This is a genomic window from Alkalibacterium subtropicum, assembly GCF_900112455.1.
GTDB lineage: Bacteria > Bacillota > Bacilli > Lactobacillales > Carnobacteriaceae_A > Alkalibacterium > Alkalibacterium subtropicum.
Genome location: NZ_FOLT01000010.1, coordinates 34,085 through 60,536, shown reverse-complemented (window position 1 = coordinate 60,536; position 26,452 = coordinate 34,085). Strand labels below are relative to the sequence as shown.

Sequence of the window (26,452 nt, the reverse complement as noted above, 5' to 3'; positions counted from 1 at the left end):
AGTAAGACCCCTGAAAGATGATCAGGTAGATAGGCTGGAAGTGGAAGCATAGTGATATGTGGAGCGGACCAGTACTAATCGGTCGAGGACTTAACCACCAAAGGTGGCTTAAGGGTAAGATGCGGTGTTGTAGAAAAACGTTGTGTGTATGTGAAATCAACTGTCTAGTTTTGAGAGAACAGAGTTCTCAAACATCAAAAAAGAGTCACTGTGCGGTGACGATGGCGGGAAGGACCCACCTGTTCCCATTCCGAACACAGCCGTTAAGCTTCCCAGCGCCGAGGATAGTGAAGGGTTTCCCTTTGTGAAAGCAGGACGTTGCCGTGCAGCTCTTTTTTTGATATAATAACTTTATATTATTCCGCAATAGCTCAGCTGGTAGAGCGCATGACTGTTAATCATGATGTCGCAGGTTCGAGCCCTGCTTGCGGAGTTATTTTTTTTGAAAATAATTAGCCGCTTTAGCTCAGCAGGTAGAGCGCATCCATGGTAAGGATGAGGTCACCGGTTCAAGCCCGGTAAGTGGCTTAATACAAAAAACGAGATCCTTTGATCTCGTTTTTTTGTATTCTCTATTTAATTAGCAGGATTCTTTTTTGAAAAGATTAAATCAAATCAAAATATTTGAATGCTTTGTAAAGACCATCCTGTTCGACATCATCAGTGATGTAGTCGGATGCATTTTTGATTTCTGGTCCACCGTTGCCCATTGCAACGCCGATACTACAGTGTTCAAGCATCGGTATGTCCACCTTTGCATCTCCAAAGGCGATCGTTGCCTCATTAGATGCACCAAAATGATTTAAAAGCTGCTGTATAGCTGAGGATTTATTAATGTTTTTCAACGAGATATCGCCGAAAAGTGCCGTTTCGCCCACTCCTCCCCAAGTCCCTACTTTAAAATTGCTGAATTGATCTTTTGCTTTCAAATAATCCTCATAAGCATTCAGGATAAAGCTGATTTTATTGATATCATTGCGATACGGTTGTTCTCCAAAAATCATTTCTGGAAATACATCTTTTACTCTGACCTGATTTGGCTGCTCTTTCCCTTTTTTTGCTGCATATAGCTGCAAAGGTCTTTCAGCTTCCACTTCAAATCTTTCGCTTGCGAACAGTCCGATGTTACCTTCAAGATAGAATTCCAGACCATTTTCATACAACCAGTCTACGATCATTCGAGTATCTTTGGCAGACAGTTTTCTGTCAGCTATGACATGTTCATCGGTTTCGATATAACTCCCATTACCGCCAATGTATCCGTCGAACCCAATATCCAGGATGTCTTCATACATTTCAGCTTTGCTTCTCCCTGTAACGGTGAAGACTTTATGGCCATTGGCCTGCGCGGCTTTGATTGCTCCGACGGCTGACTCTGGCAGTTCGTTATTGTAAGTCACTAATGTTCCGTCTACGTCTAAAAAAATATAGTATGGTTGCATACTTATCCTCCTTTTTATGGTCAGTTTAAAACCCCCCCTAATTATAATCCACTCTGGATGACTGATTTGACATTTCATGATCCACATGTCTTTCGTTCAAAACAGCGAACGAGTGCTCCAAACAGAAAAACCTGAACAACTAATTGTCTGACAAAAGAAACTGTCAAAACAATTACTGGTTCAGGTTTTGCCTAGTCGAGCTAGTTACAATCCAAATAATTTTTTGTGGATCTATCGTACCACATATCTTCGTGAAAAGATATGTCTTTTTGTTCCCTTATTCCGTCTCAATATGCCAGAGTCTGTTTGCGGACGGAAGAAGATACTTTTAAAAGGCGATAGAAAAACGGTCTTCTACTTCTTTCCAGTAGTATCTATGCTAAACTAGTATCAAGAAATCATAATAGAAAGGAAACAGCCAGAATATGACAATTATTGATGGAATCAAAAGAGAAATTATGGCGGATCCGATGAATGCAAGCTATACCGGTCGAGGTGTGGAACCCTTGTTTAAAGCTTCCAGAGACGCTAAGATAGCTATCATTGGTCAGGCGCCGGGACGGAAAGCGGAAGAGACTCAAATGTTCTGGAATGACCCGAGCGGTGACCGCCTGAGAGAGTGGCTGGGCATTTCAAGAGAAATATTCTATGATACACATGTCATTGCTCATCTACCCATGGATTTCTATTATCCGGGCAAAGCAAAGTCTGGTGATATTCCTCCACGTAAGGGATTTGCTGAAAAATGGCACCCGATGATCCTTGATGAAATGCCCCAAATCGAGACGATCATTCTGGTCGGCAATTATGCCCAGAAACACTATTTAGGTAAACTGAGAGAACGCAACCTTACGGAAACAGTTAAGAATTATGAGCAGTATCTACCCGGCTATCTACCGCTTGTGCATCCTTCACCACTGAATCACGGCTGGCTCAAGCGTCATCCCTGGTTTGAAGAAGAAGTTGTACCTGTCCTTCAAAATATCGTACACGCACACATAAAGAATAGTGCTGACAAATGAGATCAGCAAAGAAAACATGCGGGGATCAGGATCCCCGCATGTTTTCTTTGTTAATATTGGTATGTCAATCTATTATTTTTTAGGGTCACCTGCTTTTTCTGCTTTTTTCTCTCTGACCGATTTCATTGCTTCAGCCCAGTAAGTCAGCTGATAAAGCATCGTTTCCACAGCCTTTTTTTGGGCTCCGCTCGGATTCAAACCTTCATCATCCCAGTCATAGAATAATGAAAGAGCAGGGTGGGTACGGACATGAGCTACTTGAAACTCTGACAATACTGTCCGCAGCTGTTCTGCTGAACGGACGCCGCCTGCCGAACCATAGCTCACGATACCGGCTGCCTTGTCATTTAACTCGTGGTAGACGAAATCCAGCCCATTTTTTAAGGCTGAGGACATCCCGTGATTGTATTCTGGGGTGATAAAAATATAGCCGTCTAAGCTGTTCATCTTCTCTGACCAGGGACGCTGCTTTTCTTTTTCAACAAGATCATCTGTATAGGCTGGAGAGGCTGGTTCAGCAAAAACAGGCAGGTCAAAGGTTTTCAGGTCCACTAGCTCGAATTCAAGTTCCTGCGAATAATTTTCTGCTACGTTTTTGACCCATTTTGCCACATCTTCATTTACACGACCTTCACGAATGCTTCCTAAAATAATCCCGATTTTCATTTAATCATTCCTCCTTGGAATAAATATGAAGTAAGATACTTCGTCCCTTTAAGCATATCACATTTTCAAAATAAGTCGAATTCGAAGCATTATCTCATCGTTATATGCTGCCGTTCAGGATCAGAGTGTATCTTTAATCGCAGAGAGATGAACGGAAAGAAATCGTTGCTGATCGCACTGTTTTGGCTCGCATTTTAAATATTTCAATAATAAATAGTAAATATTAGTGTATATTTCCAGTTCACATGGTAAACTTATATCAAATACATAAGGAGTGAATCCAATGGAATTTACAAAAGGGGACAATCGTTTCTACAAAAAAGATGAGGATAAACTGGTTGCGGAAATCACTTATGTTCCAAAAGGCGAAGATGTCGATGTCAATCATACATTCGTCGATCCGTCGCTCAGAGGTCATGGGATAGCGGAAAAACTTGTTGATCGTGTCGTCGAAGAAATGGAAAAGGAAGGAAAGAAAATCATACCGTCGTGTCCCTATGTTGGCAAGCTTTTCGAACGAAAGCCTGAAAAGTATGGTCACATCCATTCAAAATGAGTTTTTTTAAAATTAATTGTTTTTTTTCCTAAATAATATTGACAATTCATTCTTTTCGTTATAGAATATATCTTGTGCTTAAAAAGTACAAGATATTCCGGCCCCTTGGTCAAGCGGTTAAGACACCGCCCTTTCACGGCGGTAACACGGGTTCGAATCCCGTAGGGGTCATAGCACTTTATTTGAAGAGTGTAATAATGCCGGCTTAGCTCAGTAGGTAGAGCAACTGAATCGTAATCAGTGGGTCGAGGGTTCAATTCCTTTAGCCGGCATTGTTTGTTTAATTGCGGAGGGATAGCGAAGTGGCCAAACGCAGCGGACTGTAAATCCGTTCCTTCGGGTTCGTAGGTTCAAATCCTACTCCCTCCATTTAATGGGCTATAGCCAAGCGGTAAGGCAGCGGGTTTTGATCCCGTCATTCCTAGGTTCGAATCCTAGTAGCCCAGTATAATAGAAACTGTGCGGCGATCTGCTGCACAGTTTTTTTGTGTATGTGTATAGCTGAAAAGTGAAAAAACGAGAATGAAATTGTCGGAAATCAATCGTTAATGCCGGCTGATTGTGTGGTATACTTACACCGTATATGTTTAGATTTTGGAGGTGGCATAATGCCCATAGAATTTCTGAGAACTTTCGACTGGTCACGGTTGTGGGCCTGGCGAACAGGAATTAACATTATAGATATTTTGATCGTTGCTTTCTTTATGTATCAGCTTATGCGGATAGTAAAAGGGACACGTGCTGTAGAACTTTTAAAAGGCATCGGAGTCATCTTACTGCTGAAACTTGTAAGTGTTCTGTTCCAGCTGAATACGACGGAATTCGTCGTCGATTTTGTGATTCAGTGGTCTGCTCTTGCCCTTATTATCATTTTCCAGCCGGAACTGCGACGTGGACTGGAGCATCTCGGCAGGGGATCGGTTTTTGGCAGAAAAAGAAAATCAAATCCCAGCGAACAGGTCGTGGATCATTTATCCCATGCCCTTCAATATATGGGGAAACGACGTATTGGTGCCTTGATTTCAATTGAAATGGAAACGGGTCTAGATGAATACATCGAAACCGGTATCCCGATCAATGCAGATTTGTCGTCTGAACTGCTGATCAACATTTTCATACCGAATACCCCTTTGCATGACGGAGCTGTTATCATCAAAGACTTTAAAGTAGCAACAGCGGCAAGTTATCTCCCACTGTCAGAAAGTCCAGCCATACCCAAGAAGCTGGGGACACGCCATCGGGCTGCGATCGGCCTGTCCGAAGTTTCCGATGCTATAACACTGATCGTGTCTGAAGAAACAGGTGATATAAGTATTTCCAGAAGAGGGAATTTGATCAATGACATGACTCAGGAAGAAGTCGTTGATTACTTGAACAAAGAAATCGTTGAAACGGAGAAAGAAAAAGAAACACAGGGGCCTTTGCAGCAGTTTATTGAAGCTGTGAGAAAAGGAGTGTGGGGGAAATGAAAATGAATGTTGAAAATCCTTGGATTTCAAAACTCATTGCTCTGTTCTTCGCCATCGTTCTGTTTACATTTGTCACATATGAACAAGAATCGCGGAATCTGTCAACGAACCCGACAGATGGAGCAAGTATCACAAGTTCTGAAGTCATCACCAATCTGCCGATCGATATCAATGTCGACCGCGATACGTACTTTGTTTCCGGCATTCCAGAAACAGCAACCATACGTCTGGAAGGGCCACAGGCTATTTTAACGCAGACACTGGCAACCCAGAACTTTACCATAGAAACCCCTGATCTGGATGAATTAGGTCCGGGCACTCATACCATCGAGCTGGATGTCAATGGTCTCAGCAATCAGCTGGAATATAGCGTGATGCCGGCAGAAATCATGCTGGAGATCGAGGAAAAACGAGTAGAAGATTATGAAGTGAGTGTCGAGTTCAATGAGTCTGCACATCTTGCAGACGGCTATCGAGCAGAAGACCCTGTATTATCAACTGAAACAGTCACTGTCTCAGGAGCCTTGTCCACCATGGGAGAAATCAGCGATGTCATGGTGGTCGTCATGCCAGAAGGAGGCAGCATCACTGAGGACATCGAAACGACGCTGAATGTCTTGGTGCTCGATGAAACAGGAGATCCTTTGAACGTTAATATTTCACCTCAGCAGATCGACGTCACGATACCTGTCCGAGGCACACAGAGGACGTTACCGATCGTGCTTGAAGAGACCGGTATACCTAATGAAGATTATGAATATGCATTAGAAATCGCTCAGGGAGAACCAGAGAACGTGACGATTACTGGAGAATCTGATACTATAGAAGAGTTGAATAACTTTGTGATAGAAGTGGATGTCTCTGGTGTAACTGAATCAACGATACGGACGATACCACTCAATTTACCTGAGGGGATCACGGAAATAGAACCTGAAGAACTAGATGTCTTGATTCGTGTGAACAGAGTGATGACTGATGAAACAGATAGTGAAACTGAATCAAATCAAACAGATGAATAACTATAATGTGAGGAGTTTATTTTACAATGGGAAAATATTTTGGAACCGATGGTGTAAGAGGCGTAGCCAATAAAGAACTGACACCGGAATTAGCATTTAAATTAGGGCGTTTTGGCGGGTATGTCCTGTCACAGCATTCTGATTCTGACAGACCCCGAGTTCTGGTAGGCAAAGACACACGTATTTCCGGCAGAATGCTGGAGTATGCTTTGATATCCGGTCTTTTATCAGTAGGTGTCGAAGTGCTGCGCCTAGGAGTCATTACGACGCCAGGTGTTTCTTTTCTGACGCGTCAGCAGGATGCTACAGCAGGAATCATGATTTCTGCCTCACATAACCCTGTACAGGATAATGGCATCAAATTCTTTGGTTCAGACGGCTTTAAGCTTTCTGATGAACAGGAAGCTGAAATCGAAGCTTATATCGACGGTGACACCGATGAACTGCCTCGTCCGAGTGCGGATGACTTAGGCACCTCCGAAGAGTATAAAGAAGGTCTTCAAAAATACATTCAGTTCCTGACACAGACGATATCCGGAGACTTATCTGGAATCCATGTGGCTCTTGACGGCGCAAACGGTGCAGCCAGCCCGCTGTTGAACCGATTATTCGCCGATCTGGATACTGAGTTTGACGTGACGGGAAATACGCCTAACGGACTGAATATCAATAAAGGAGTCGGCAGCACCCATCCTGAATATCTATCTCAATTTGTTAAAGAAAAAGGCGCAGACGTAGGTCTTGCTTTCGATGGCGATGGCGACCGTCTGATTGCTGTAGATGAATTAGGTAACATCGTCGATGGCGATAAGATCATGTATATCTGTGGTAAATTCATGCATGAAGAAGGACGTTTGAAAAAGAATACCATTGTTTCGACCGTCATGAGTAATATTGGCTTCTATAAAGCACTGGAGACGCATGATCTGCAGTCTGTGAAAACTAAAGTAGGTGACCGCTTTGTTATGGAAGAAATGGTTAAAAACGGCTATAACCTGGGTGGCGAGCAGTCCGGACATGTTATCTTCCTGGACTATCATACAACCGGGGACGGCCTGCTGACTGGTGTACAGCTATTGCATGTGATGAAAGAGACCGGGAAGAAATTATCAGAACTGGCTGAGGAAGTCACCTCTTATCCTCAGAAGCTGGTCAACATCCCTGTTACGGATAAACACAACGTCATGTCAAATCCGGCGATCAGTAACGTGATCGAAGAAGTGGAAGCGGAAATGGCTGGAAATGGCCGCGTTCTTGTGCGTCCGAGTGGAACAGAATCTCTGCTGCGCGTCATGGCAGAAGCACCTACACAAGAATCCGTTTCTGAATACGTTGAACGCATCGCAAAAGTAGTGAGAGAAGAGCTGGGAACCGGCAAAGTGTAATCAAAAAACTACAAACCCCATTAAAAGGTGGTTTGTAGTTTTTTCGCTGATATGTGTATGCTTGGGTCAGAACCAGACAAGTAAAAAGAACCAGCTGATCATAATGACTTGAATAAGGCCTTCTGCCACTTTACCGCTCAGGAAACCGATCAGTGTGCCGACAGCGGCGCGAAAAGCAGCGGATAAATCTTTATGCTGCCAGTACTCTATGATAATGACCGCAAGGAATGGGAGCGCCAGGATACCGAATGGCGGATAAACAAAAGCACCGACGATGACAGAAGCAGCGGCTACCCTTTCACCCAGTCTGCTGCCGCCGAATCGCTTCACTGCCGCCGAATTGGTAAAGACATCGGCCAGTACGAGGATGGCAGTTAACACAACCATAGATATCCAGAAAAATGTCGTGAGTTCTGCTGAGTTTATGAAGAAGTGATAAATCAGAAAACCTCCCCATAAAGCAAAGACAGAGGGCAGGACCGGGAAAATCAGTCCTATAAAACTGGTTATGAATAACGTCAGGACTAATATCCATAAAAGTATATCCAAAATATAAGGCTCCTTTCTAATTGTATGAGATATATTAAGTATACTAGATAGATCACTATTTGAAAAAAGTTAGAGTCAGTTCATTCGGTCGAACTGTTCCAGGGATGTAGCAGATCAAAGAGACAAACCGCTTGATTGCAAAAAAAGAGTTGTTCTAGAGATAATAAAAAGGATGACACTTCTTTATTTGAATCGCTCAGATATTAAAGAGAGAAAAATTTCACGGCTTACGTGTTATGAAAAGCAAAGGAGTAAGTATGAAATTACTTAAAAAGTTTATTAAGACTTATAAAAGAAACGACCCCTCTGCCCGATCGACGCTTGAAATCATTTTGACCTATCCTGGATTTTGGGCAATTATTTATTACCGCATCGCTCATTTTCTGCATCAGAAGAATTTGAAGCTGATCGCCCGTATGGTGTCTTCTTTCAGTCGCTGGGTCACAGGAGTGGAAATTCATCCGGGCGCACAGATCGGCCGATGTTTCTTCATCGACCACGGCATGGGGATCGTGATCGGGGAAACAGCAATCATAGGAAATGATGTTAAGGTATTTCACGGTGTAACTTTAGGCGGACGCGGTGATGAAACCGGCAAACGTCATCCTACGATCGAAGACGGTGTGATGCTTTCAGCTCATGTCCAGGTCATCGGTAACGTAACGGTGGGGAAAAATGCAAAAATAGGTGCCGGAGCAGTGGTCCTTTCAGATATTCCTGAAGGTGTTACGGCGGTAGGTATACCTGCTAAAATAGTGAAATCGAAGACTCAGAATCTGGAAGAAAACCCGGAATGCAGACTCGATTAAAAGAAACACAAGGAGATAAGGACATGACTGATATTAAAATGAATGTTGAAAGTTTCAATCTTGATCATACAAAAGTAAAAGCACCTTACGTACGTGTGGCTGACAGAAAAACAGGCGCTGGCGGCGATCTGATCGTAAAGTACGATGTAAGGTTTTCACAGCCCAATAAAGAGCATATGGATATGATGGCTGTTCACTCACTTGAGCATCTGACTGCCGAACTTATCCGTGATCACGCGGATTATGTTGTTGACTTTGGACCGATGGGCTGTCAGACAGGTTTTTATCTAACTGTCCTGAACCATGATAATTATGATGAAGTACTGAATGTTTTGGAAAAGACAATGCTCGATGTACTGGAAGCTGAAGAGGTTCCTGCAAGCAATGAAAAGCAGTGTGGATGGGCAGCCAGCCACACACTGGAAGGCGCCAAAGAGGTCGCTGCAACATTCTTGTCTAAACGCCAAGAATGGTCCACTGTATTTGCTTCACATATTTAGATTTAGATCAACTACAAAAAGCTGATTTCCTGTATTGGGGAAATCAGCTTTTTTCGTCCCATGTATTGAGGAATTATATTGAAAAGATGCAGAACGAAACTTATATATTATTTTTTAGAAGAAAGAATTGGTTTTATGCGTGCCCTTCAGAGAGCAACAGGAGACGTGAAGGTCACGCAAAGAGAGCGGGCGTGCCCTTTAAAGAAGAACAGGAGGTGCGAAGGTCACGCGCTATTTTCAAGACGACCCTAATCAACTGGAGTAGTTACAAAAAAAGGATGACACGGGAGATATCGGTTCTCCCTCATCATCCTTTTTGTATTCACTATTTTTAATGACGGCGACGGCCTCCGAAAATCAGGAAGAGACGCATCACACTCAAGAATGAAGCAATGGCTGCGGCGATATAGGTCAGTGCAGCGGCATTCAAGACTTTCTTCGCCTGAGGAATCTCTTCTCTGGTCAATAAGCTCTGATCTTCCAGTATGCGGATGGCCCGTTTGGACGCATCGAATTCCACTGGCAGCGTAACGAGCTGAAAGAGCAAGGTCAGAGAAAAGAGCAGTATGCCGATATTGATCAGCATATCGCCGCCTTCACCTAAAAACATACCTAAAATAAGAATTGGAAAGGCAGCTGTCTGACCGAAGTTTGTTACAGGCACGAGTGCGGCACGCAGACGCAAGGGGCCGTAATTGTCGCGGTCCTGCAGAGCGTGTCCGGCTTCGTGGGCGGCAACACCTATGGCAGCGACAGATGTCGAGGTACGGGTCGAGTCAGATAATCGCAGGACATTTTCCTGTGCATTGTAATGATCCGTCAGATTGCCGCGTATGCCTTCCAGACGAACATTCTGCAGATGTGAAGCGTCTAAAATTTGACGACAGACGTCAGAGGCCGTATAGCCGCGCTTACTTTTGACTTCGCTGAATTTTGAATAAGTGGACTGCACATACATGCTGGCCGCACCCGAAATGATCAAACCGATAATGATCAGTATCATCGTTGGATCCCAGAATAGGGGCAAGTACATAATAAAAACCTCCATTGATTAGTTAAGGTAAGTTGGATTCAAGAGAATGGATCTCCTTTGATTATACCATATATGACGGGGAGTTATCGATCCATGATTCTGATTAATTCATGAAATTTATGTTTTGAATTAGTGAATTTAGTGAGTCTAACCAAGAATAAACGTGACTTCTTTTTCTACATCTGAAAGATGAGAATGCCCCCCCTTCCTGGACAACTCCAGTCAGAATGAAAAAATCTGAAACAGCAGGATATGCTTCCGCCTGAAACGTATCTATTGAGCAGGTATCCCTTCTACCTATAGTATCCAGAACATTCTGTTCGCTGACACTGTCATTGACCGGTAAGAAGGTAAAAGGAGCATCAATAATACCTGCAGAAGAAACACCCCTCAGTTTTTACACATGTTGAAGTCCAGTGAAACATGTACACCAGCTTGAAATGGTTTTGAGACTGAGTGATTCCTGACAATACATCCTGAATAAAATAATAATGGGGTATGATCAATGTTATTTTAGTAAATTTACTTGTTTACTTTTACTAAAGGAGTTACAATAATAGTGACTAACATTAAGGAGCGTGAACAGGATGGAACGCAAACAGATGATGGAGGGGTTTAAAGAACAGTTCGGTCATGAAGCCGATCATGTTTTCTTTTCGCCGGGCCGGATCAATTTAATAGGTGAACACACTGATTACAATGGCGGCAAGGTCTTTCCCTGTGCAATCACAATGGGAACATACGGCGTCGTAAAAATGCGTGAAGATAAAAGCGTCCATGCGTTTTCCGGTAATTTCCCGGAAGTGGGCGAAATAACATTCGATATACAGGACCTGTCTTTCAAAAAAGAAGACAACTGGACCAACTATGTTAAAGGTATGATAAAATATATTCAGGAAGAAACGGGAGAACTCCCGCATGGGTTCGATCTTTATATTTATGGAACGATCCCCAATGGTGCCTCTCTTTCATCATCCGCTTCACTGGAGCTATTAACGGGGGTTATTGTGCGTGACCTGTATCAGCTGGACCTCCCGCAGCTGGACTTGGTGAAGCTTGGCATGCGTACGGAAAATGAATTTCTGGGACTCAATTCAGGGATTTTGGATCAGTTTGCTGTCGGGATGGCTAAAAAAGGGTATGCGATGCTTTTAGACACGAATACGCTGGAATATCAACAGGTGCCGGTGGAATTGCCGGATCACAAAATCATCATTATGAACTCCATGACGCGTCGTGAACTGGTCGATTCGGAGTACAATACACGCCGGGCCCAGTGCGAAGCAGCTTTGGAGCAGCTTCAGGAAGTCGTCGATGTGAAGTCACTTGGGGACTTATCGATCGAGGCTTTCGAAACACATAAACATGTCATCACAGACGATGTCCTGAGGCGTCGGGCCCGCCATGCTGTCTATGAAAATGTCCGCACTGACCGAGCGGCTGAAGCGTTGAAAGCCGCTCATTTAGACCAGTTTGGAAAATATATGAACGAGTCACATAAATCTTTGGACGAAGATTATGAAGTGACGATAAGAGCGACAGACTATCTTGCCCGAACGGCATGGGAGCAAACAGGCGTAGTCGGAGCACGCATGACTGGAGGCGGTTTTGGCGGCTGCTGTATAGCCATCGTCGAGAACGGGGAAGTCGAGAGGTTCATCGAGAATGTCGGAGGCGGCTTTAAAGAAGAAATCGGGCATGAGGCTGAATTCTATATTGCAGAAACGGCAGACGGCACAAAGGAATGGGTAGACAATGAATAAAAATATATCAGAAGAGACCATCGATCAGATCATTACTGATTTTCTAACGTATTACATTCAAACGGGTCAGGTGGATGCCCTTGACCGCATCTATCTGACGAACCGGCTGCTCGATCTGCTTGATAAAAAAGAATATAGGCAGGTCAAACCTTCCGTAGAAATTAAAAAGCCACTTGAACTCCTCGATACTCTGATCACCTACGCTGTGGAAACGGAAGTCATCGAAGAGCTGTCTTCAAGCAAAGATGTCTTCGGAGCTAAAGTAATGGATCTAATCACCCCTCGCCCCTCAGAAGTGAATCATCTGTTCTGGCAGCATTATGATAAAGGACCGAAAGAAGCGACGGATGCTTTTTTTAACTTGAGCAGACAGAATAATTATATTAAAACAAGAGAAATAGCGAAAAATATTGAATATACCCATCCGACTGAATACGGAGACCTTGAGATCACGATCAACTTATCAAAACCTGAGAAAGATCCCAAGGAAATCGCTTTGGCCGGTCAGACACAGACAGACTACCCGGAGTGCAAACTGTGCATGGAAAATGAGGGGTATGAAGGTCATGTGACGCATCCCGGGAGAGCAAACCATCGTATCGTCAGAATGGATGTGAGCGGTGAAGAGTGGGGGTTCCAGTATTCACCATATGCCTATTACAATGAACATGCCATCTTTCTGTCGCGTGTGCACCGGAAGATGGATGTAGGGGGGCAGGCAATAAGGAATCTGCTGGATATCCTGACCACCCTCCCGCATTACTTTGTCGGATCGAATGCCGGTCTGCCTATCGTAGGCGGCTCGATTCTTTCTCATGACCACTATCAGGGAGGCCGACATACCTTTCCTTTAGAGCGGGCTAAAGCTGAGTATTCCTTTGAGCTGAGTGATGCACAGACGGTCGAGACCAGTGTGATCAAATGGCCGATGTCAGTGATCCGCTTATCTGGCACAGACAAAGAGGCGGTCGTTGAAACAGCAGACAGGATCATGAAGAGCTGGGAAAGTTATACGGATGAATCAGTCGGTATTTATGCTGAAACGGATGGAACACCCCATAATGCGGTCACACCGATCGCCCGTCGCGATGGAGAAAAATATGAGCTGGATCTGGTCCTGCGGAACAATCGGACGTCAGAAAACTATCCGGACGGGATCTTCCATCCCCATCCACCTGTCCAGCATATCAAGAAAGAAAACATCGGATTGATCGAAGTCATGGGACTGGCGATTCTGCCACCGCGTCTGAAAGAGGAGCTGCAGACTGTGAGAGAGTATCTCATCGGCAAGCAGACATCGGTCGATCCGATCCATCAGGAATGGGCAGATGGATTAAAAGAACGGGAAGAAATCACGGCAGAAAATGTTCAAGCGATCGTAAATGAAGCGGTCGGTGATGTCTTTTTACAGGTCCTGAAGGATGCAGGCGTCTTTAAACGCAACAAAGAAGGTAAAGAGGCATTCAAACGTTTTATCGACCATTTGACAGCGCCTTGAATCAAGAAGCGGAGGAATGACTATGGAACTGACGAAAAAAGTGTTTGGGCAATTTAAGAACAAGGACGTGTATGAATATACGCTGACAAACGAGGCTGGAATAGCGATCAGTGCGATTCCATTCGGTGCGACACTCACTAAGCTTGTAACGCCGGATAAAAAGGGGAAACGAGAGAATATCACGCTGAACGTGGAGAGTCTGGAAGATTTCGTCCGCCACCGTCCTTTTTACGGTGCGACTATCGGGAGGGTGGCCGGCCGCATCACCAAAGGTAAGTTTTCAATAGATGGAAAAGAGTATCAGGTAGATATCAATGAAGGGGACAACATGCTGCACGGCGGCCCTAAAGGCCTGGATACCAAGCTTTGGACTATCGAAGTGGATGAATCAGCAGGTCAGCTGGTCTTTACATATGAAAGCAAAGCTGGCGAAAATGGTTTCCCGGGCACGATGCAGATCAAAGTTACGTATACCTTGACTGAAGGGAACGACTGGGTCATCGATTATGAAGCAACCACTGATGAAGCGACCCTCTTCAATCCGACCAATCACGTGTACTTTAATCTGACCGGTGACATCAAACAGCCGATACTGGACCATCAGCTGGAGCTGGCCAGTTCACAGTACATCCCGCTGGCTGAAGAAAACCTGCCTAGCGAAGAAAAAGCAAGTGTGGAAGGGACTCCTTTCGACTTTCAGACAGCAAAACCACTTAAAGAAGCCGTCCTTTCAGATCATGAACAGATCAAGCAGCTGGCCGGTCTGGACCATCCCTTTGTGCTGGATAAGGCACAGGATCAAAAAGGTGTCCTGTATGAGCCGGAAAGCGGCCGAGAAGTGAGCGTCTATACCGATCGCAACAGTGCGGTCGTGTTCACCCATAATGGGGAAGTGGATGACTATTTGATCGAAGGCGAACCAGCAAAACAGTATGCAGGTATTACCCTGGAAACCCAGACATTGCCTGATGCGATAAATAAAGAAGGTTTCGGTGACATCATTTTAAGACCAGGAGAAACCTTCCGGTCACGCACGACCTACCACTTTGGCACAAGAGATTGACCGGGTGTGAGAGTAATGAACTGATGACTAAGGAGAGTAGTGATGGCAACTTTAAAAGATATTGCACAAAAAGCGGGGGTATCCACATCGACAGTTTCTCGGGTACTGAATTATGATGCGTCTCTCTCTGTTGGCGAAGAGACGAAGAAAAAAATATTCGAAGTGGCTGAAGAGTTGGAGTACAAATCAAAAAAACGCGTAACAAAAAAGATGAAAGGTAAACTGGCTATCGTCAACTGGTATTCTGAAGCCGAAGAACTTCAGGATGTCTATTATATGTCTATCCGGCTGGGTGCAGAAAAGCGCGCAAAAGCTTTAGGATATGACTATTACCGTGTCTATAAGCAGAACGACTTTATAGAAGAAACAGATCTGGGCGGCATTTTGGCTATAGGCAAGTTCAGCCAGAATCAGGTGAAACAGCTTCAGAGTCACAAAGTGCCGCTGTGTTTTGTAGATTATCTGCCTCAGGAAGAAGTCGACAGTGTGGTCGTGAATTTCAAAAAAGCCATGCGGAGAAATGTTGATTATCTTTTGGAAAAAGGACACACGAAAATAGGCTTTATTGGCGGCGAAGAATCTTTCAGTGACGGCACAGGCCAATGGGTGGATCCGCGGGAGAAGTTTGTGAGAGATTACTTGAAACGTAAAAAGCTGTATCATGAAACCTATTTTTTTAAGGGTGCCTTCCGGGTAGAAGATGGGAAGCGCAATATGCTCCGTGCTCTGGAGACGCTTGAAGAAGAAAATAGGCCCACTGCTTTTATTGCGGCCAACGATGCCATAGCTATCGGCTGTCTGAAAGCTCTGTATGAGAAAAATGTCAAGGTGCCTGAAGATATTAGCATCATTGGCTTCAACGATATATCCACAGCGAAATATATTACACCGGCACTGACGACGGAGAAAGTGTATACCGAAGAAATGGGGATGAGCGGGATCAATCTGCTTCAGGAACGGATCGAAGAGGGCCGTGATGTAAGCAAGACTGTCATTCTGTCGACAAAACGCATTGAACGGGAAAGCACATAGAAAAAACGTCGGCTCGAGCGAGCTGACGTTTTTTTATAGCGATTAGCGTTACAGTTTGTTCAGTATTGCAAAGGCGTTGTCCTGTGGTTTATAGCCCAGTTTGACTTTTGCAGAATGAATGTCCAGTCGGGGAAAAGTATTATTCGATAAGCCATTTACCAGCAGATAAGGTTCTTCCAGTGTTGCCTCTAAACAGCAGTCGATCAAATGATTCATATCTCTGGCTGAAAAAAACATCGCCATACCGTTAAAGTCACTATCAGGGTCCAGTTCTGAATCATCCGATTTGTAATCGCCGATACGGATACCGATGGATTCGATATTTTTATTGAAGGCATAATAGCTCGCCAGTGCTTCGATATAAACCTTGGAGACTCCGTAGAGGTCGTCCGGGCGGGGCTGGTCAGTAGTCTTGACCTGAACGTTATCCGGATAGGCATCGCTGGCATGAATGGAACTGGCAAAAATGACCCGTTTCAGCTTGGATGCTTTTAGTGCTTTTTTATATAAATTTTGTGGAAGCACATAGTTCAAGCCGACCAGCTCATCATAAAAATCAGCATCAGGATCTGGATTAGCCGCAAGCTGGATGACATACTCGACATCATCAAGCAGTCCCTCCCAGGCTGAAAGTTCTGTCAGATCATCCTGAATGAATTCAACGCCTTGTTTCAAATCTTCCGGAAAAGACGAGAAATCGATATCGACAAGGACCAGTTCATGCTTTTCTTTCAAGTGTCTGGTCAGATTAGTGCCGATCGTTCCCGTTGCTCCCGTAATTAAAATCCTGCTCATGTCGCTCCTCCTTGAGTAGTCATTGAAAATAAGGACTCCATCCTTAATCAGTTAAGGATGGAGAGTAATAAAACTTATTTACGGTTTTTGTCATCTTCTTTGGCTTCACCGACAGCCTCGTGTGCACGCCCTTCAGCTTTCTGGGCCTTACCTTCAACTTGTTTTCCTGGATCATTTTTGGCTTCTCCATAGGCATCTTTGGCTTCACCAACGGCTTTATCTTTAGCACCTTTTGCTTTGTGCTTCAAACTTTCTTTATTTTCATCCATGAAAAAACACTCCTTTTCAGTGATATTTAGTACATTTTTATTGTATGATGCGAATTGATTTAATGCAAAAGATAAGGCTGGATCCTGTCGGAATCGTTTCTCATGACGGTCAGATTATGCTAAACTTAAGCTAAATAGATTGATGACCAGAGGAGTCTGAGAATGAGAATATTGGCTATAGATACATCCAACCAGTTAATGTCTGTCGCGTTGATCGATGATGACCGTTTGATCATCGAACGCACAGTCAATGTCAAACGTAATCATAGTATTCAGCTAATGCCGGCCATAGAAGAAATGATGAAAGAAGCAGAGTGGAGACCGAAGGATCTGACCCGCATCGTGGTGGCTAAGGGACCGGGATCCTATACAGGGGTCCGTATCGGAGTCACCGTCGCCAAGACGCTGGCCTTCAGTCTGGGTATCGAACTTGTCGGTGTGTCCAGCCTGGAAGTCCTGGCTGCCAATGGTTCACAGATTGAAGGCTCCTATTGTGTTCCGGTATTCGATGCACGGCGGGGGAATATATACACAGGCCTGTATCAGTATCAGAACGGGAAACTCGTTCAAGTTGAAAAAGATACGCATATTTCTGCAGTACAATGGGCAGTGTACTTGAAACAACTGGAAGGTCCCGTGCAGCTGCTTGGCGAAGACCGTTTGAAGCATAGTGACTCATTCACGAAAGAATGCGGTGAACAACTGATCGATCTGCCAACCAGTCGGCATTACGCTCGAGCAAGTGTCCTGGCTGAACGCGGGAAAATTCGCAAACCTGAAAACAAGCATTTGTTTGAACCAGAATATCTGAAGTTAGCTGAAGCAGAACAGAATTGGATGGAGGCACATCCTGACTTTGAACAAGGGGGCGGGTGGATTGAAAAACTTTAAGGAATGGATCTCTGAAAGAGTCGCCAAGTCAATGACTAAATCATTTCTACCTATGTCAACCCGGGTAAAACTGCACCAGCCTTTTTATGGTCTCTCTGACGAGCAGTTTTTAAAAGCCAAGATCGCGGACGAGAGAGATGTCGACGGTATCCTTCAAATCGAACGACTGTGCTACAATGGTCAGACGCCCTGGAACCGGACAGCGATCCTGCATGAAATACGCTATAATAAAAATGCCTTTTATATCGTTATGTATGATGACGACGAGCCAGTGGCTTTTGTGGGAGCCTGGTTCGTGACCCATGAGGCACATATCACTAATATTGCGACGATTCCTGCCTATGAGAAAAAAGGTATAGCGACCTACTTACTGAAAGAAATCATCCGCATCGCCCAGGAAGAAGACATTGCAAAAGTGACTCTGGAAGTGAGGATGTCCAATCACACTGCCCAGAGTCTGTATCGGACGCTTGGGTTTGAAGACGTACGAGTGAAAAAAGGGTATTATGCAAGGGATCATGAAGATGCACTGGAAATGAGCCATCCGCTCGAAAAAGCTGCGGAAGAGACGATATATGAAGAATGAACAGGATACAAAGAGAAAAAAGCCAAGTGTGCGGCGATATCATTTCAAAGAAGAAAATTATGAGCCGTTTTACACTATTGCCGATCAGTCTTTCCGATACGGATCGCCATGGACATACGAGCAGTATAAAGATACCTTAGACAGAGATGATCTGGTTTTTTTTGTCGCAGAAGTTGAGGGGCAGCTTGTTGGCTATATCGGGGGCAAACTGCTGCTGGATGAAGCTGAAATCTATACGATCGTCGTGTCCAAAAGATTTCAGAAGAAAAAGATCGCCCGGGCTTTAGTTGAGCGGTTTAAAGAAGAATGCCTTGTGAAAGGAATCGAAGCGATCTTTCTGGAAGTCAGAAAATCCAATAAAAAGGCCCAGTCCTTTTACAGGAAGAATGCGTTCGTAGTTATTTCGTCTAGGACAAACTACTACACCGAACCAGCAGAAGACGCACTTATTATGAAATGCAGAATGAGAAAGAAGGAAGAGAATGGAAAAGAAGCTGATTTTAGCGATAGAGACAAGTTGCGATGAAACGAGCGCTGCAGTGATCGAAAACGGCCAGACGATCCTATCAAACATTGTCGCTTCGCAGATCAAAAGTCACCAGCGGTTTGGCGGGGTCGTCCCGGAAATTGCCAGCCGGCACCATGTCGAGCAGATCACGCTGATCATTGAAGAGGCCTTGGAAAAAGCAGAAGTATCCTATGAAGATCTTGATGCGGTAGCAGTCACTGAGGGCCCCGGCTTAGTCGGCGCTCTTTTGATCGGAGTAAATGCGGCCAAGGCGATTGCTTTTGCCCATGACTTGCCGCTGATAGCAGTGAATCATATCAAAGGTCATATTTTTGCAAACCAGCTGGTCACGCCCCTTGAATTCCCGCTGCTGTCTTTAGTGGTCAGTGGAGGACACACCGAACTTATATACATGCGCGCTGAAGATTCCTACGAGATCATTGGAGAGACCCGTGATGATGCTGCAGGAGAAGCTTACGATAAAATCGGACGCGTACTGGGTGTGCCGTATCCCGGTGGTAAGCATATCGATCGGATGGCTCATGAAGGGAAAGATACCTATGATTTTCCACGAGCCATGATACAGGACGATAATTTCGATTTCAGTTTCAGCGGGCTGAAAAGTTCATTTATCAATACAGTTCATAATGCCAAGCAGAAAAATGAAGAGATCAATGAGAATGACCTGGCTGCCAGTTTTCAGGCTGCTGTGATCGATGTGCTTGTCGACAAGACGATACGGGCAGCCAAAGAGAAAAATGTCAGACAGCTGATCCTGGCTGGAGGAGTGGCTGCCAATAAAGGTCTGCGTACAGCTCTGGAGAAAGCAGTGTCGGAAGAGCTGGCAGATGTCGAACTGCTGGTACCTCCGCTTGAACTTTGCGGAGATAATGCCGCCATGATCGGCGCCGCAGCATATGTCCAACTGAAAAGTAATAACTATGCTGATTTTTCATTAAATGGCCGACCTGGCTTGTCTGTATAAGCTAAATTATCTATATAAATCAATTTTCAGCAGCGATGTAGCAGGTGTTTTCTGATACATCGCTGTCTTTTATATTTATCGACAATCGCGTGCCCTTCGCGCAGAGTATAAACTGCAAAGGGTACGCTATGAACTTAAATCCTACAAATTAGCCTTTTAATAACGGAAGAAGCAGATCAGGACGTTCATATCCTGATCTGCTTCTTAATTTCATTGATTTAAATCGTCTAGAGCGATCTGTTTTTCTTCCCAGTCTTCCAGCAGATTTTCTTGTCTGGACTGCAGTTCTTCATTTTCCTTGGCGAGACGCTCCAGCTCTTCGAAATCATTCGAAATATTCGGATCACTCAACGATTCCTGGACAGAACGGATCTGTTCTTCCAATTCTTCGAGCTCATTCTCGATTGCTAGAATGGCACGTTCAAGCTTCCGCTGATGTTTCTGATTCTCTTTCTGCGCTTCAAACGACTGTTTCGTCGTGGAAGGAGAGGGTACATTCCGTTCAGCTTCATCTTCTTTATCAGAAGTGTTCAGCTGTTCCAGTGCTTCAAGTTCGGCTTTCTTCTGAAGATAATAATCGTAATCCCCAAGATAGACATCAGCGCCGGTCTCATTTAATTCAATGACTTTTGTGGCCAGACGGTTGATAAAGTACCGGTCATGGGATACGAACAGCAAGGTGCCTGGATAATCGATAAGTGCATTTTCCAGGACCTCTTTGGAGTCGATATCCAGATGGTTGGTCGGCTCATCTAAAAGCAGGAAGTTATTCTTTTCCAGCGACAGTTTGGCTAAAGCGACTCGCGCTTTTTCACCACCGCTTAAAGAAGCGATCGCTTTCTCCACATCCTCTCCGCTGAACAGAAAAGACCCTAACAGAGTACGGATCGTTTGTTCCGGAAGGCTTGGATGGTCGTCCCACACTTCATTCAGGACCGTTTTCTTGTTGTTCAAGAGCGTCTGTTCCTGATCATAATAACCCAGATCGACTTTTGCTCCGTATGAAATATTACCACTAAGAGAGGGAATCATCTGATTGATTGTTTTCAGCAGTGTTGTTTTTCCGATCCCGTTGGGTCCGACGACAGCGATCGACTCCTCTTTGCGGATGTCCAGATCGATATGACTCGAGAGAGGTATGGTCTCATAACCGATGGTCAGGTCTTCAGTCTGGAGAACGATCTGTCCCGATTCTCTGCCCGTCTGAAACTGGAAATGGGCACTTTTTTCATCATGTTGAGGCTTGGAAACAGGGTCCATCTTCTCCAGCTGTTTCCGGCGTGCCTGAGCACGTTTTGTTGTTGAGGCACGGACGATGTTTTTATCGACAAAGGCTTCCAGTTTGGCGATTTTTTTCTGCTGTTTCTCGAAAACCTTCCATTCACGCTTGATTTTATCGGCTTTCAATTTAAGATAATTTGAATAGTTGCCCGGGAAATGATCCACGGACCCTCTGCTGACTTCGTAGACTTCGTTGATCACTTTGTCTAAAAAATAGCGGTCATGAGAGACGATCAGAAGGGCTTTGGAATAGTTCTGCAGATACGTTTCCAGCCAGGATAATGTATCGATATCCAGATGGTTGGTGGGTTCATCCAGGATGAGAAGATCCTTTTTTTCCAGAAGCAGCTGGGCAAGAGCCAGGCGTGTTTTCTGTCCACCTGACAGATTCTGGATAGGGGTATCGTAGTCTTCTTCATAAAACCGGAAGCCGTGAAGCACGGAGCGGATCTCGCTTTCGATCCCATAGCCGTTTTGTTCGTGAAAAGTCAGTTGAAGCGTATCGTAGCGTTTAAGCAGCTCTTCATAGTCAGGTCCCGATTTTTTTAGCGCCGGGTCGCTCAGCTGTGCTTCGATGTCACGCATCTCTTTTTCCATATCAAGGAACGGGACAGCGATTTTCATCATTTCCTCCCAAATGGTCAGGGAGGAGTCAAGCCCAGTGTACTGATCAAGGTAACCGATGGTAATATCCTTTTTCTTATGGATATTTCCGGAGTCCGGTTCTTCCCGTCCTGACAATATTTCCAGCAGCGTTGTTTTACCGGCACCGTTTCTACCGACCAAGCCGATCCGTGCATTGTCCTTGATTTCAACAGAAACGTTAGCGAACAGTTTTTCGGCACCAAAATAACGCGAAATCTTTTCAGTTTGTAAAAGTATCATGTTAGTGTCCTCTTTTTCATAAAAAATTACCTTTAGTCATCTTTTAATAGTTTAGCATACATACAGCAGATAACAATACAGGAGTCCGATTGTATCAGATTACATTGTGAATCGCATTCTCAATTAAGAAAGAGATATTATCATGGCTGATTGCTCATTAACAGATTTAACGTTCGAATATGTACAATCAGGCTCCGCATAAATAATTATGAATATTCATAGAATTCAGTCTGTTTTGCTTTTATTTAGTAAGATTAATGCTATAATAGGAAGTGGCATATTACTTATAGTTTGTGAATGCACAAAGACCGAACAGACAGTAATTTATAATTATTAAACTAAAGTTAATTTTAAATCGGATAAGGAGAATAAATGATGGTTGAAAAGAAAATACCTAAAGCGACAGCGAGACGTTTGCCGCTGTATTATCGCTATTTAAGGTTTTTATATGAAGCAGGAAAGGAACGCATATCATCTGCGAAACTAAGCGAAGCAGTAAAAGTGGACAGTGCAACGATCCGACGCGACTTTTCGTATTTCGGCGCTCTGGGTAAGAGAGGGTACGGTTATGACGTGGAAGCGTTAATGAACTTCTTCAGCAAAACGCTGAACCAGGACAGACTGACTAACGTTGCTTTGATCGGTGTAGGTAATCTGGGACAGGCCTTATTGAACTACAATTTCCGCAGAAATAATAATATCCGTATCAGTGCCGGCTTCGATGTCAAAGATGAACTGATCGGGACCATACATCAGGGGGTGCCGATATACTCCATAGATGAAATGGTGGAACAGCTTGACCTTCAGCAGATCGATGTTGCTATTTTAACGGTGCCGTCTGAAATTGCTCAGGACATGGCAGATCGGCTGGTCGAAGGTGGCGTCAAGGGGATCATGAACTTCACGCCTATCCGTGTAACGGTGCCTAAACATATCCGTGTCCACAATGTCGACCTGACAAATGAACTGCAGACACTGATATACTTTATCAATTACTACCAGGATATGGAAAATGCCGATGACTCGGATGACACATTGAATGACTTTATCATCTGATTGAAAAATAGAAAAACCGTTGCGGCTCTTGATCTGAGCCGTAACGGTTTTTTATTATTTCTGACTTTTCTTGATGCGGTAATAGGCCTGCGCCAGACGCGTTCCGCTGACAAAATCCTTCGTGGCGAAGATGGCGAAGAGATAGGAGAAGAACCCCCACCCATTGGATGAAACGGAGTCAATGGTGAAAAAGAGGAAAAGTGCAAAAAACACATATTTAAAAATGATCTGTAGCTTGAGCTGTTTTTCTGTCATAGTGGATCCTTTCTAGTTGCAGAGTTTAGTCATGATCAGAGGAAATATAAGTTGGCCAGTACGGCCAGTGTGTTCATGAGGCAATGGGCTATGATCGGTGTCCAGATATTCTTGGTCTTGAAGTACAGCCAGGAGAAGACAAATCCCATGGATGAATAGACAAGAAGCAGACCGTCAAAATGAATGAAAGCAAATATCAGTGAACTGATCACCGCCGCACCGATGCCGCCAGTTTTTTCGACGAGCATTCCGAAAATGGCTTTTCGAAAAACGAATTCTTCCATGATTGGTCCGGCGACACCAATGAGAAGGATGAAGATGGGATAGTTCCTGACCACTTCGACCAGCATCTGTGTATTCTGAGATTCCATCGGGGATCCAAGCAACTGAACCTCGATGATACTTGCTATATTCTGCGCAAAGAGAGCGATAAAGATACCGGCTACCCCCCAGGCCAGAATAGCCTTCTTCTGATTTGAGAAAGGCTCTTCAAATGGAAAAGTCATCCGGAATTTTTTTTCGATCACGATCATGCCGATTGCACCTAAAGTGAAGAGGACGAGGGAAGGCATCAAAAAGGCGATGGAGCCAGCTGATCCAGGTAGAAAGATCGGGATGATGCCTGAAAGGAGCTGGACAAGTAAAAAGAGCAGGATAATACGTGTGGCAGCTTTTTTATTTAAAATAGTTTGATTCATTAGAGTCATCCTTTATTTATTTTATACAATACTACTAATCTAACACAAAAAGAGGTGCGTTTCCATACGGGGAAAATGAAGGTTTTTTTAAGATAGGGCTTGCAAGCTGCAGCAGTTTTGAATATACTTAGAAGTGGAGTTGGCACTCGGAAGGCGAGAGTGCTAAAACTCACATCTTCACTAGTAATTAGTGAAAAAAATAAAACAAAACAAACACTATATTTTTGGAGGGATCACATTATGTTAAAACCTTTAGGAAATCGCGTACTTCTTGAAGTGAAAAAAGAAGAAGAAAAAACAGCAAGCGGGTTGGTCCTGCCGGATTCAGCCAAAGAAAAACCCCAGACAGCCGAAGTGATTGCTGTAGGCGAAGGCAGACTGCTTGATAACGGTAACTATGCCAAACCGGCCGTTTCAGCTGGTGACAAGGTTATCTTTGAAAAATATGCCGGATCTGAGATCAAATATCAGGGTACCGAGTATTTAGTTGTCAAAGACACAGACATCATTGCTGTGGTCGAATAATTTATTCGTTTCAATGGCTTAATTTTCAATATAATCAACGAAGGAGAGAATTAAAACATGGCTAAAGACATCAAATTTTCTGAAGACGCCCGTGCAGCAATGCTTCGTGGTGTAGATAAACTGGCAAATACAGTAAAAGTGACATTAGGTCCAAAAGGACGAAACGTTATTTTAGATAAAGCGTTTGGTGCGCCTCAAATCACTAACGATGGTGTGACTATTGCGAAAGAAATCGAACTGGAAGACAAGTTCGAAAACATGGGTGCACAGCTGGTCGTTGAAGTCGCAAGCAAAACAAACGACATTGCCGGTGACGGTACGACGACAGCGACTGTCCTGACTCAAGCCATTGTCAACGAAGGCATGAAAAACGTGACAGCAGGAGCAAACCCTGTGGGTATCCGCCGCGGCATCGAAATGGCAACGAAAAAAGCTGTTGAATCTCTTCGTGAGATCTCAACCCAAGTTGACGATAAAGAATCCATTGCACAAATCGCAGCGATCTCTTCCGGAGACGAAGAAATCGGTCGTCTGCTTGCTGATGCTATGGAACGAGTCGGCAGTGACGGGGTCATTACGATCGAAGAATCTCAGGGGATCGAAACAGAACTGGATGTCGTTGAAGGGATGCAGTTTGACCGCGGTTACTTATCTCAATATATGGTGACTGACAATGAGAAAATGGAAGCAAGTCTGGACAACCCTTATGTACTGATCACAGACAAGAAAATCTCATCTGTTCAAGAGATCTTGCCTGTACTTGAAAACATCATGCAGCAGAACCGTCCACTCCTGATCATTGCTGATGATATCGAAGGCGAAGCTCTTCCTACATTAGTCCTGAACAAGATCCGCGGTACCCTGAATGTTGTGGCTGTTAAAGCACCTGGATTCGGCGACCGTCGTAAAGGGATGCTGGAAGATATCGCCACCCTGACGAACGGTACGGTCGTTACAAGCGATTTAGGTTTAGATCTTAAAGATATGACCATCGATCAGCTGGGTACGGCAGGTAAAGTCGTTGTGACGAAAGACGACACAACGATCGTTGAAGGTGCCGGCGAGGCAGAAGCGATCGAACAGCGTGTCGCTATGCTGCGTTCTCAAGCTGAAGAAACCAATTCAGAATTTGACCGTGAAAAACTCCAGGAACGTATCGCCAAGTTAGCTGGCGGTGTGGCTGTGATCAAAGTTGGTGCAGCAACTGAAACGGAAATCAAAGAGCGTAAACTTCGCATTGAAGATGCCTTGAATGCTGCACGTGCAGCCGTTGAAGAAGGCGTCATTGCCGGCGGTGGTACGGCGTATATCAATATCTTAAATAAACTGGAAGAAATCGACGCTGAAGGCGACGAAGAGACCGGCGTGAAGATCGTCCTGCGTGCTTTGGAAGAACCTGTTCGTCAGATCGCTCAAAATGCCGGACTTGACGGCAGTGTGATCGTTGAGCGTCTGAAACATGTTGAGCCAGGCATCGGCTTTAATGCTTCAACGGGCGAAATGGTCAACATGGTCGAAGCAGGCATCATCGACCCAACCAAAGTCACCCGTTCAGCGCTCCAGAATGCGGCGTCTGTTTCAGCGTTACTGCTAACAACGGAAGCAGCTGTCGCAGAGATCCCTGAAGAAAATGATGATGCTGCTGGTGGAATGAACCCCGGCGGTATGGGCGGCATGATGTAAGCCCCTTACTCAAGTAGAGTTAAGATAAAACGTGCTGATCCAATAAATACTAACATCACGTGCAGGTTACCGGACCATCCGGGACCTGCACGTTTTTTGCTTTTTTCTCAGCAGAAACCCCTGCAGATCCATTTCTTCCTATTTTTTTAACTCCTGACAATTATGTAGCTCAGTTACTATAAGAAAGGCGCAGGAAGCAGACAGAAATGCAAGATGCTGATTTTTCGCT

Annotated in this window: 27 protein-coding genes, 6 tRNA genes and 2 rRNA genes; 26 read left to right on the top strand and 9 right to left on the bottom strand. The window is 44.5% G+C overall.

Annotated elements, in window-relative coordinates; translation table 11 throughout:
* The 4 genes from BM049_RS09360 to BM049_RS09345 form a co-directional block, all read left to right on the top strand.
* A 23S ribosomal RNA gene (locus BM049_RS09360) occupies nt 1-98 on the top strand; the annotation flags it as partial.
* Between the two features lie 113 nt (nt 99-211).
* Nucleotides 212-327, top strand: a 5S ribosomal RNA gene (rrf, locus tag BM049_RS09355).
* A gap of 33 nt (nt 328-360) precedes the next feature.
* Nucleotides 361-433 (top strand) — tRNA-Asn (locus BM049_RS09350).
* Nucleotides 434-455: 22 nt separating this feature from the next.
* Nucleotides 456-528: transfer RNA gene (locus BM049_RS09345), tRNA-Thr, on the top strand.
* A 77-nt stretch (nt 529-605) separates the two neighbouring features.
* On the opposite strand, the gene BM049_RS09340 is transcribed toward BM049_RS09345, so the two are convergent.
* Nucleotides 606-1,442, bottom strand: a complete 837-nt coding sequence (locus tag BM049_RS09340) for a Cof-type HAD-IIB family hydrolase (protein WP_091530914.1) — start codon at nt 1,440-1,442, stop codon at nt 606-608.
* Nucleotides 1,443-1,867: 425 nt separating this feature from the next.
* On the opposite strand from BM049_RS09340, the gene BM049_RS09335 reads away from it, so the two are divergent.
* Entirely contained in the window at nt 1,868-2,464 is a 597-nt protein-coding gene (locus BM049_RS09335) for a uracil-DNA glycosylase family protein (RefSeq protein WP_177188668.1), read from the top strand.
* Between the two features lie 72 nt (nt 2,465-2,536).
* Here BM049_RS09335 and BM049_RS09330 read toward each other — a convergent pair whose 3' ends face one another.
* Nucleotides 2,537-3,130, bottom strand: coding sequence for an NADPH-dependent FMN reductase (locus BM049_RS09330; RefSeq protein ID WP_091530911.1), 594 nt, complete (start codon nt 3,128-3,130; stop codon nt 2,537-2,539).
* Between the two features lie 283 nt (nt 3,131-3,413).
* Here BM049_RS09330 and BM049_RS09325 point away from each other — a divergent pair, with 283 nt between their 5' ends.
* The 8 genes from BM049_RS09325 to glmM all read left to right on the top strand — a co-directional run bounded on the left by BM049_RS09325 (nt 3,414) and on the right by glmM (nt 7,559).
* The gene (locus BM049_RS09325; protein WP_091530910.1) at nt 3,414-3,686 is read left to right on the top strand and encodes a GNAT family N-acetyltransferase; all 273 of its coding nucleotides are present in this window, start codon (nt 3,414-3,416) and stop codon (nt 3,684-3,686) included.
* A 99-nt stretch (nt 3,687-3,785) separates the two neighbouring features.
* Nucleotides 3,786-3,857 (top strand) — tRNA-Glu (locus BM049_RS09320).
* Between the two features lie 28 nt (nt 3,858-3,885).
* Nucleotides 3,886-3,958, top strand: a tRNA-Thr gene (locus BM049_RS09315).
* A gap of 16 nt (nt 3,959-3,974) precedes the next feature.
* Nucleotides 3,975-4,055: transfer RNA gene (locus BM049_RS09310), tRNA-Tyr, on the top strand.
* 5 nt (nt 4,056-4,060) lie between these two features.
* Nucleotides 4,061-4,132 (top strand) — tRNA-Gln (locus BM049_RS09305).
* A 162-nt stretch (nt 4,133-4,294) separates the two neighbouring features.
* A complete protein-coding gene (gene cdaA, locus BM049_RS09300; RefSeq protein WP_091530907.1) occupies nt 4,295-5,155 on the top strand; it encodes a diadenylate cyclase CdaA in 861 nt (286 codons plus the stop codon).
* The gene (locus BM049_RS09295) at nt 5,152-6,174 is read left to right on the top strand and encodes a CdaR family protein (RefSeq protein ID WP_091530906.1); all 1,023 of its coding nucleotides are present in this window, start codon (nt 5,152-5,154) and stop codon (nt 6,172-6,174) included. The genes cdaA and BM049_RS09295 overlap by 4 nt, the downstream gene beginning before the upstream one ends.
* A 26-nt stretch (nt 6,175-6,200) precedes the next feature.
* Nucleotides 6,201-7,559: a phosphoglucosamine mutase gene (gene glmM / locus BM049_RS09290; RefSeq protein WP_091530903.1), complete on the top strand. Its 1,359-nt coding sequence runs from the start codon at nt 6,201-6,203 to the stop codon at nt 7,557-7,559.
* 66 nt (nt 7,560-7,625) lie between these two features.
* On the opposite strand, the gene BM049_RS09285 is transcribed toward glmM, so the two are convergent.
* Complete coding sequence (locus BM049_RS09285) at nt 7,626-8,108, bottom strand: DUF456 domain-containing protein (protein ID WP_218147241.1); 483 nt, start codon at nt 8,106-8,108, stop codon at nt 7,626-7,628.
* Between the two features lie 257 nt (nt 8,109-8,365).
* On the opposite strand from BM049_RS09285, the gene epsC reads away from it, so the two are divergent.
* Nucleotides 8,366-8,917 carry a serine O-acetyltransferase EpsC gene (epsC, locus tag BM049_RS09280; protein WP_091530898.1) on the top strand — a complete coding sequence of 184 codons (552 nt, stop codon included), beginning with the start codon at nt 8,366-8,368 and terminating at the stop codon, nt 8,915-8,917.
* Nucleotides 8,918-8,949: 32 nt separating this feature from the next.
* The gene (locus BM049_RS09275; RefSeq protein ID WP_091530916.1) at nt 8,950-9,417 is read left to right on the top strand and encodes an S-ribosylhomocysteine lyase; all 468 of its coding nucleotides are present in this window, start codon (nt 8,950-8,952) and stop codon (nt 9,415-9,417) included.
* Between the two features lie 331 nt (nt 9,418-9,748).
* On the opposite strand, the gene BM049_RS09265 is transcribed toward BM049_RS09275, so the two are convergent.
* On the bottom strand, nt 9,749-10,450 hold the full coding sequence (locus BM049_RS09265; protein ID WP_091530893.1) for a zinc metallopeptidase: 702 nt from the start codon (nt 10,448-10,450) through the stop codon (nt 9,749-9,751).
* 587 nt (nt 10,451-11,037) lie between these two features.
* Between BM049_RS09265 and BM049_RS09260 the strand changes: the two genes are divergently transcribed.
* The 4 genes from BM049_RS09260 to BM049_RS09245 are packed head-to-tail and all read left to right on the top strand — an operon-like array spanning nt 11,038 to nt 15,806.
* Nucleotides 11,038-12,213, top strand: a complete 1,176-nt coding sequence (locus tag BM049_RS09260) for a galactokinase (RefSeq protein WP_091530891.1) — start codon at nt 11,038-11,040, stop codon at nt 12,211-12,213.
* Nucleotides 12,206-13,711: a UDP-glucose--hexose-1-phosphate uridylyltransferase gene (gene galT / locus BM049_RS09255; RefSeq protein ID WP_091530889.1), complete on the top strand. Its 1,506-nt coding sequence runs from the start codon at nt 12,206-12,208 to the stop codon at nt 13,709-13,711. The genes BM049_RS09260 and galT overlap by 8 nt, the downstream gene beginning before the upstream one ends.
* Nucleotides 13,712-13,733: 22 nt before the next feature.
* Nucleotides 13,734-14,774 carry an aldose epimerase family protein gene (locus BM049_RS09250; protein WP_091530888.1) on the top strand — a complete coding sequence of 347 codons (1,041 nt, stop codon included), beginning with the start codon at nt 13,734-13,736 and terminating at the stop codon, nt 14,772-14,774.
* Between the two features lie 42 nt (nt 14,775-14,816).
* Entirely contained in the window at nt 14,817-15,806 is a 990-nt protein-coding gene (locus BM049_RS09245) for a LacI family DNA-binding transcriptional regulator (RefSeq protein WP_091530885.1), read from the top strand.
* Nucleotides 15,807-15,854: 48 nt separating this feature from the next.
* Here BM049_RS09245 and BM049_RS09240 read toward each other — a convergent pair whose 3' ends face one another.
* On the bottom strand, nt 15,855-16,601 hold the full coding sequence (locus tag BM049_RS09240; RefSeq protein WP_091530884.1) for an NAD-dependent epimerase/dehydratase family protein: 747 nt from the start codon (nt 16,599-16,601) through the stop codon (nt 15,855-15,857).
* A 74-nt stretch (nt 16,602-16,675) separates the two neighbouring features.
* Entirely contained in the window at nt 16,676-16,870 is a 195-nt protein-coding gene (locus BM049_RS09235; RefSeq protein WP_091530881.1) for a CsbD family protein, read from the bottom strand.
* Between the two features lie 162 nt (nt 16,871-17,032).
* Here BM049_RS09235 and tsaB point away from each other — a divergent pair, with 162 nt between their 5' ends.
* The 4 genes from tsaB to tsaD are packed head-to-tail and all read left to right on the top strand — an operon-like array spanning nt 17,033 to nt 19,840.
* The gene (tsaB, locus tag BM049_RS09230) at nt 17,033-17,761 is read left to right on the top strand and encodes a tRNA (adenosine(37)-N6)-threonylcarbamoyltransferase complex dimerization subunit type 1 TsaB (protein WP_091530879.1); all 729 of its coding nucleotides are present in this window, start codon (nt 17,033-17,035) and stop codon (nt 17,759-17,761) included.
* Nucleotides 17,748-18,347 (top strand): ribosomal protein S18-alanine N-acetyltransferase, encoded by a 600-nt coding sequence (gene rimI / locus BM049_RS09225; protein WP_091530877.1) that lies wholly within the window; start codon nt 17,748-17,750, stop codon nt 18,345-18,347. Before tsaB ends, rimI (BM049_RS09225) begins: the two co-directional genes overlap by 14 nt.
* Entirely contained in the window at nt 18,337-18,873 is a 537-nt protein-coding gene (gene rimI / locus BM049_RS09220) for a ribosomal protein S18-alanine N-acetyltransferase (RefSeq protein ID WP_091530872.1), read from the top strand. Before rimI (BM049_RS09225) ends, rimI (BM049_RS09220) begins: the two co-directional genes overlap by 11 nt.
* Nucleotides 18,830-19,840 carry a tRNA (adenosine(37)-N6)-threonylcarbamoyltransferase complex transferase subunit TsaD gene (gene tsaD / locus BM049_RS09215; protein ID WP_091530870.1) on the top strand — a complete coding sequence of 337 codons (1,011 nt, stop codon included), beginning with the start codon at nt 18,830-18,832 and terminating at the stop codon, nt 19,838-19,840. Before rimI (BM049_RS09220) ends, tsaD begins: the two co-directional genes overlap by 44 nt.
* 210 nt (nt 19,841-20,050) lie before the next feature.
* Here tsaD and BM049_RS09210 read toward each other — a convergent pair whose 3' ends face one another.
* Nucleotides 20,051-22,006: an ABC-F family ATP-binding cassette domain-containing protein gene (locus BM049_RS09210; RefSeq protein ID WP_091530868.1), complete on the bottom strand. Its 1,956-nt coding sequence runs from the start codon at nt 22,004-22,006 to the stop codon at nt 20,051-20,053.
* A 375-nt stretch (nt 22,007-22,381) separates the two neighbouring features.
* On the opposite strand from BM049_RS09210, the gene BM049_RS09205 reads away from it, so the two are divergent.
* Nucleotides 22,382-23,062: a redox-sensing transcriptional repressor Rex gene (locus tag BM049_RS09205; RefSeq protein ID WP_091530865.1), complete on the top strand. Its 681-nt coding sequence runs from the start codon at nt 22,382-22,384 to the stop codon at nt 23,060-23,062.
* Nucleotides 23,063-23,116: 54 nt separating this feature from the next.
* Here the strand turns inward: BM049_RS09205 and BM049_RS09200 are convergent, their stop codons facing one another.
* On the bottom strand, nt 23,117-23,317 hold the full coding sequence (locus BM049_RS09200) for a YdiK family protein (RefSeq protein ID WP_091530863.1): 201 nt from the start codon (nt 23,315-23,317) through the stop codon (nt 23,117-23,119).
* Nucleotides 23,318-23,352: 35 nt separating this feature from the next.
* Entirely contained in the window at nt 23,353-24,015 is a 663-nt protein-coding gene (locus tag BM049_RS09195; protein ID WP_091530860.1) for a CPBP family intramembrane glutamic endopeptidase, read from the bottom strand.
* 240 nt (nt 24,016-24,255) lie between these two features.
* Here BM049_RS09195 and groES point away from each other — a divergent pair, with 240 nt between their 5' ends.
* Nucleotides 24,256-24,540 (top strand): co-chaperone GroES, encoded by a 285-nt coding sequence (gene groES / locus BM049_RS09190; RefSeq protein WP_091530857.1) that lies wholly within the window; start codon nt 24,256-24,258, stop codon nt 24,538-24,540.
* Between the two features lie 57 nt (nt 24,541-24,597).
* Nucleotides 24,598-26,223, top strand: coding sequence for a chaperonin GroEL (groL, locus tag BM049_RS09185; protein WP_091530855.1), 1,626 nt, complete (start codon nt 24,598-24,600; stop codon nt 26,221-26,223).
* The last annotated feature ends 229 nt before the right edge of the window (nt 26,224-26,452 follow it).

Excerpts from the sequence above, each read along its gene's own strand:
- BM049_RS09340 (WP_091530914.1), bottom strand. The coding sequence starts at position 1,442 with ATGCAACCATACTATATTTTTTTAGACGTAGACGGAACATTAGTGACT.
- BM049_RS09335 (WP_177188668.1), top strand. The coding sequence starts at position 1,868 with ATGACAATTATTGATGGAATCAAAAGAGAAATTATGGCGGATCCGATG.
- BM049_RS09330 (WP_091530911.1), bottom strand. The coding sequence starts at position 3,130 with ATGAAAATCGGGATTATTTTAGGAAGCATTCGTGAAGGTCGTGTAAAT.
- BM049_RS09325 (WP_091530910.1), top strand. The coding sequence starts at position 3,414 with ATGGAATTTACAAAAGGGGACAATCGTTTCTACAAAAAAGATGAGGAT.
- cdaA (WP_091530907.1), top strand. The coding sequence starts at position 4,295 with ATGCCCATAGAATTTCTGAGAACTTTCGACTGGTCACGGTTGTGGGCC.
- BM049_RS09295 (WP_091530906.1), top strand. The coding sequence starts at position 5,152 with ATGAAAATGAATGTTGAAAATCCTTGGATTTCAAAACTCATTGCTCTG.
- glmM (WP_091530903.1), top strand. The coding sequence starts at position 6,201 with ATGGGAAAATATTTTGGAACCGATGGTGTAAGAGGCGTAGCCAATAAA.
- epsC (WP_091530898.1), top strand. The coding sequence starts at position 8,366 with ATGAAATTACTTAAAAAGTTTATTAAGACTTATAAAAGAAACGACCCC.
- BM049_RS09265 (WP_091530893.1), bottom strand. The coding sequence starts at position 10,450 with ATGTACTTGCCCCTATTCTGGGATCCAACGATGATACTGATCATTATC.
- BM049_RS09260 (WP_091530891.1), top strand. The coding sequence starts at position 11,038 with ATGGAACGCAAACAGATGATGGAGGGGTTTAAAGAACAGTTCGGTCAT.
- galT (WP_091530889.1), top strand. The coding sequence starts at position 12,206 with ATGAATAAAAATATATCAGAAGAGACCATCGATCAGATCATTACTGAT.
- BM049_RS09250 (WP_091530888.1), top strand. The coding sequence starts at position 13,734 with ATGGAACTGACGAAAAAAGTGTTTGGGCAATTTAAGAACAAGGACGTG.
- BM049_RS09245 (WP_091530885.1), top strand. The coding sequence starts at position 14,817 with ATGGCAACTTTAAAAGATATTGCACAAAAAGCGGGGGTATCCACATCG.
- BM049_RS09240 (WP_091530884.1), bottom strand. The coding sequence starts at position 16,601 with ATGAGCAGGATTTTAATTACGGGAGCAACGGGAACGATCGGCACTAAT.
- BM049_RS09235 (WP_091530881.1), bottom strand. The coding sequence starts at position 16,870 with ATGGATGAAAATAAAGAAAGTTTGAAGCACAAAGCAAAAGGTGCTAAA.
- tsaB (WP_091530879.1), top strand. The coding sequence starts at position 17,033 with ATGAGAATATTGGCTATAGATACATCCAACCAGTTAATGTCTGTCGCG.
- rimI (WP_091530872.1), top strand. The coding sequence starts at position 18,337 with ATGAAGAATGAACAGGATACAAAGAGAAAAAAGCCAAGTGTGCGGCGA.
- tsaD (WP_091530870.1), top strand. The coding sequence starts at position 18,830 with ATGGAAAAGAAGCTGATTTTAGCGATAGAGACAAGTTGCGATGAAACG.
- BM049_RS09210 (WP_091530868.1), bottom strand. The coding sequence starts at position 22,006 with ATGATACTTTTACAAACTGAAAAGATTTCGCGTTATTTTGGTGCCGAA.
- BM049_RS09205 (WP_091530865.1), top strand. The coding sequence starts at position 22,382 with ATGGTTGAAAAGAAAATACCTAAAGCGACAGCGAGACGTTTGCCGCTG.
- BM049_RS09200 (WP_091530863.1), bottom strand. The coding sequence starts at position 23,317 with ATGACAGAAAAACAGCTCAAGCTACAGATCATTTTTAAATATGTGTTT.
- BM049_RS09195 (WP_091530860.1), bottom strand. The coding sequence starts at position 24,015 with ATGAATCAAACTATTTTAAATAAAAAAGCTGCCACACGTATTATCCTG.
- groES (WP_091530857.1), top strand. The coding sequence starts at position 24,256 with ATGTTAAAACCTTTAGGAAATCGCGTACTTCTTGAAGTGAAAAAAGAA.
- groL (WP_091530855.1), top strand. The coding sequence starts at position 24,598 with ATGGCTAAAGACATCAAATTTTCTGAAGACGCCCGTGCAGCAATGCTT.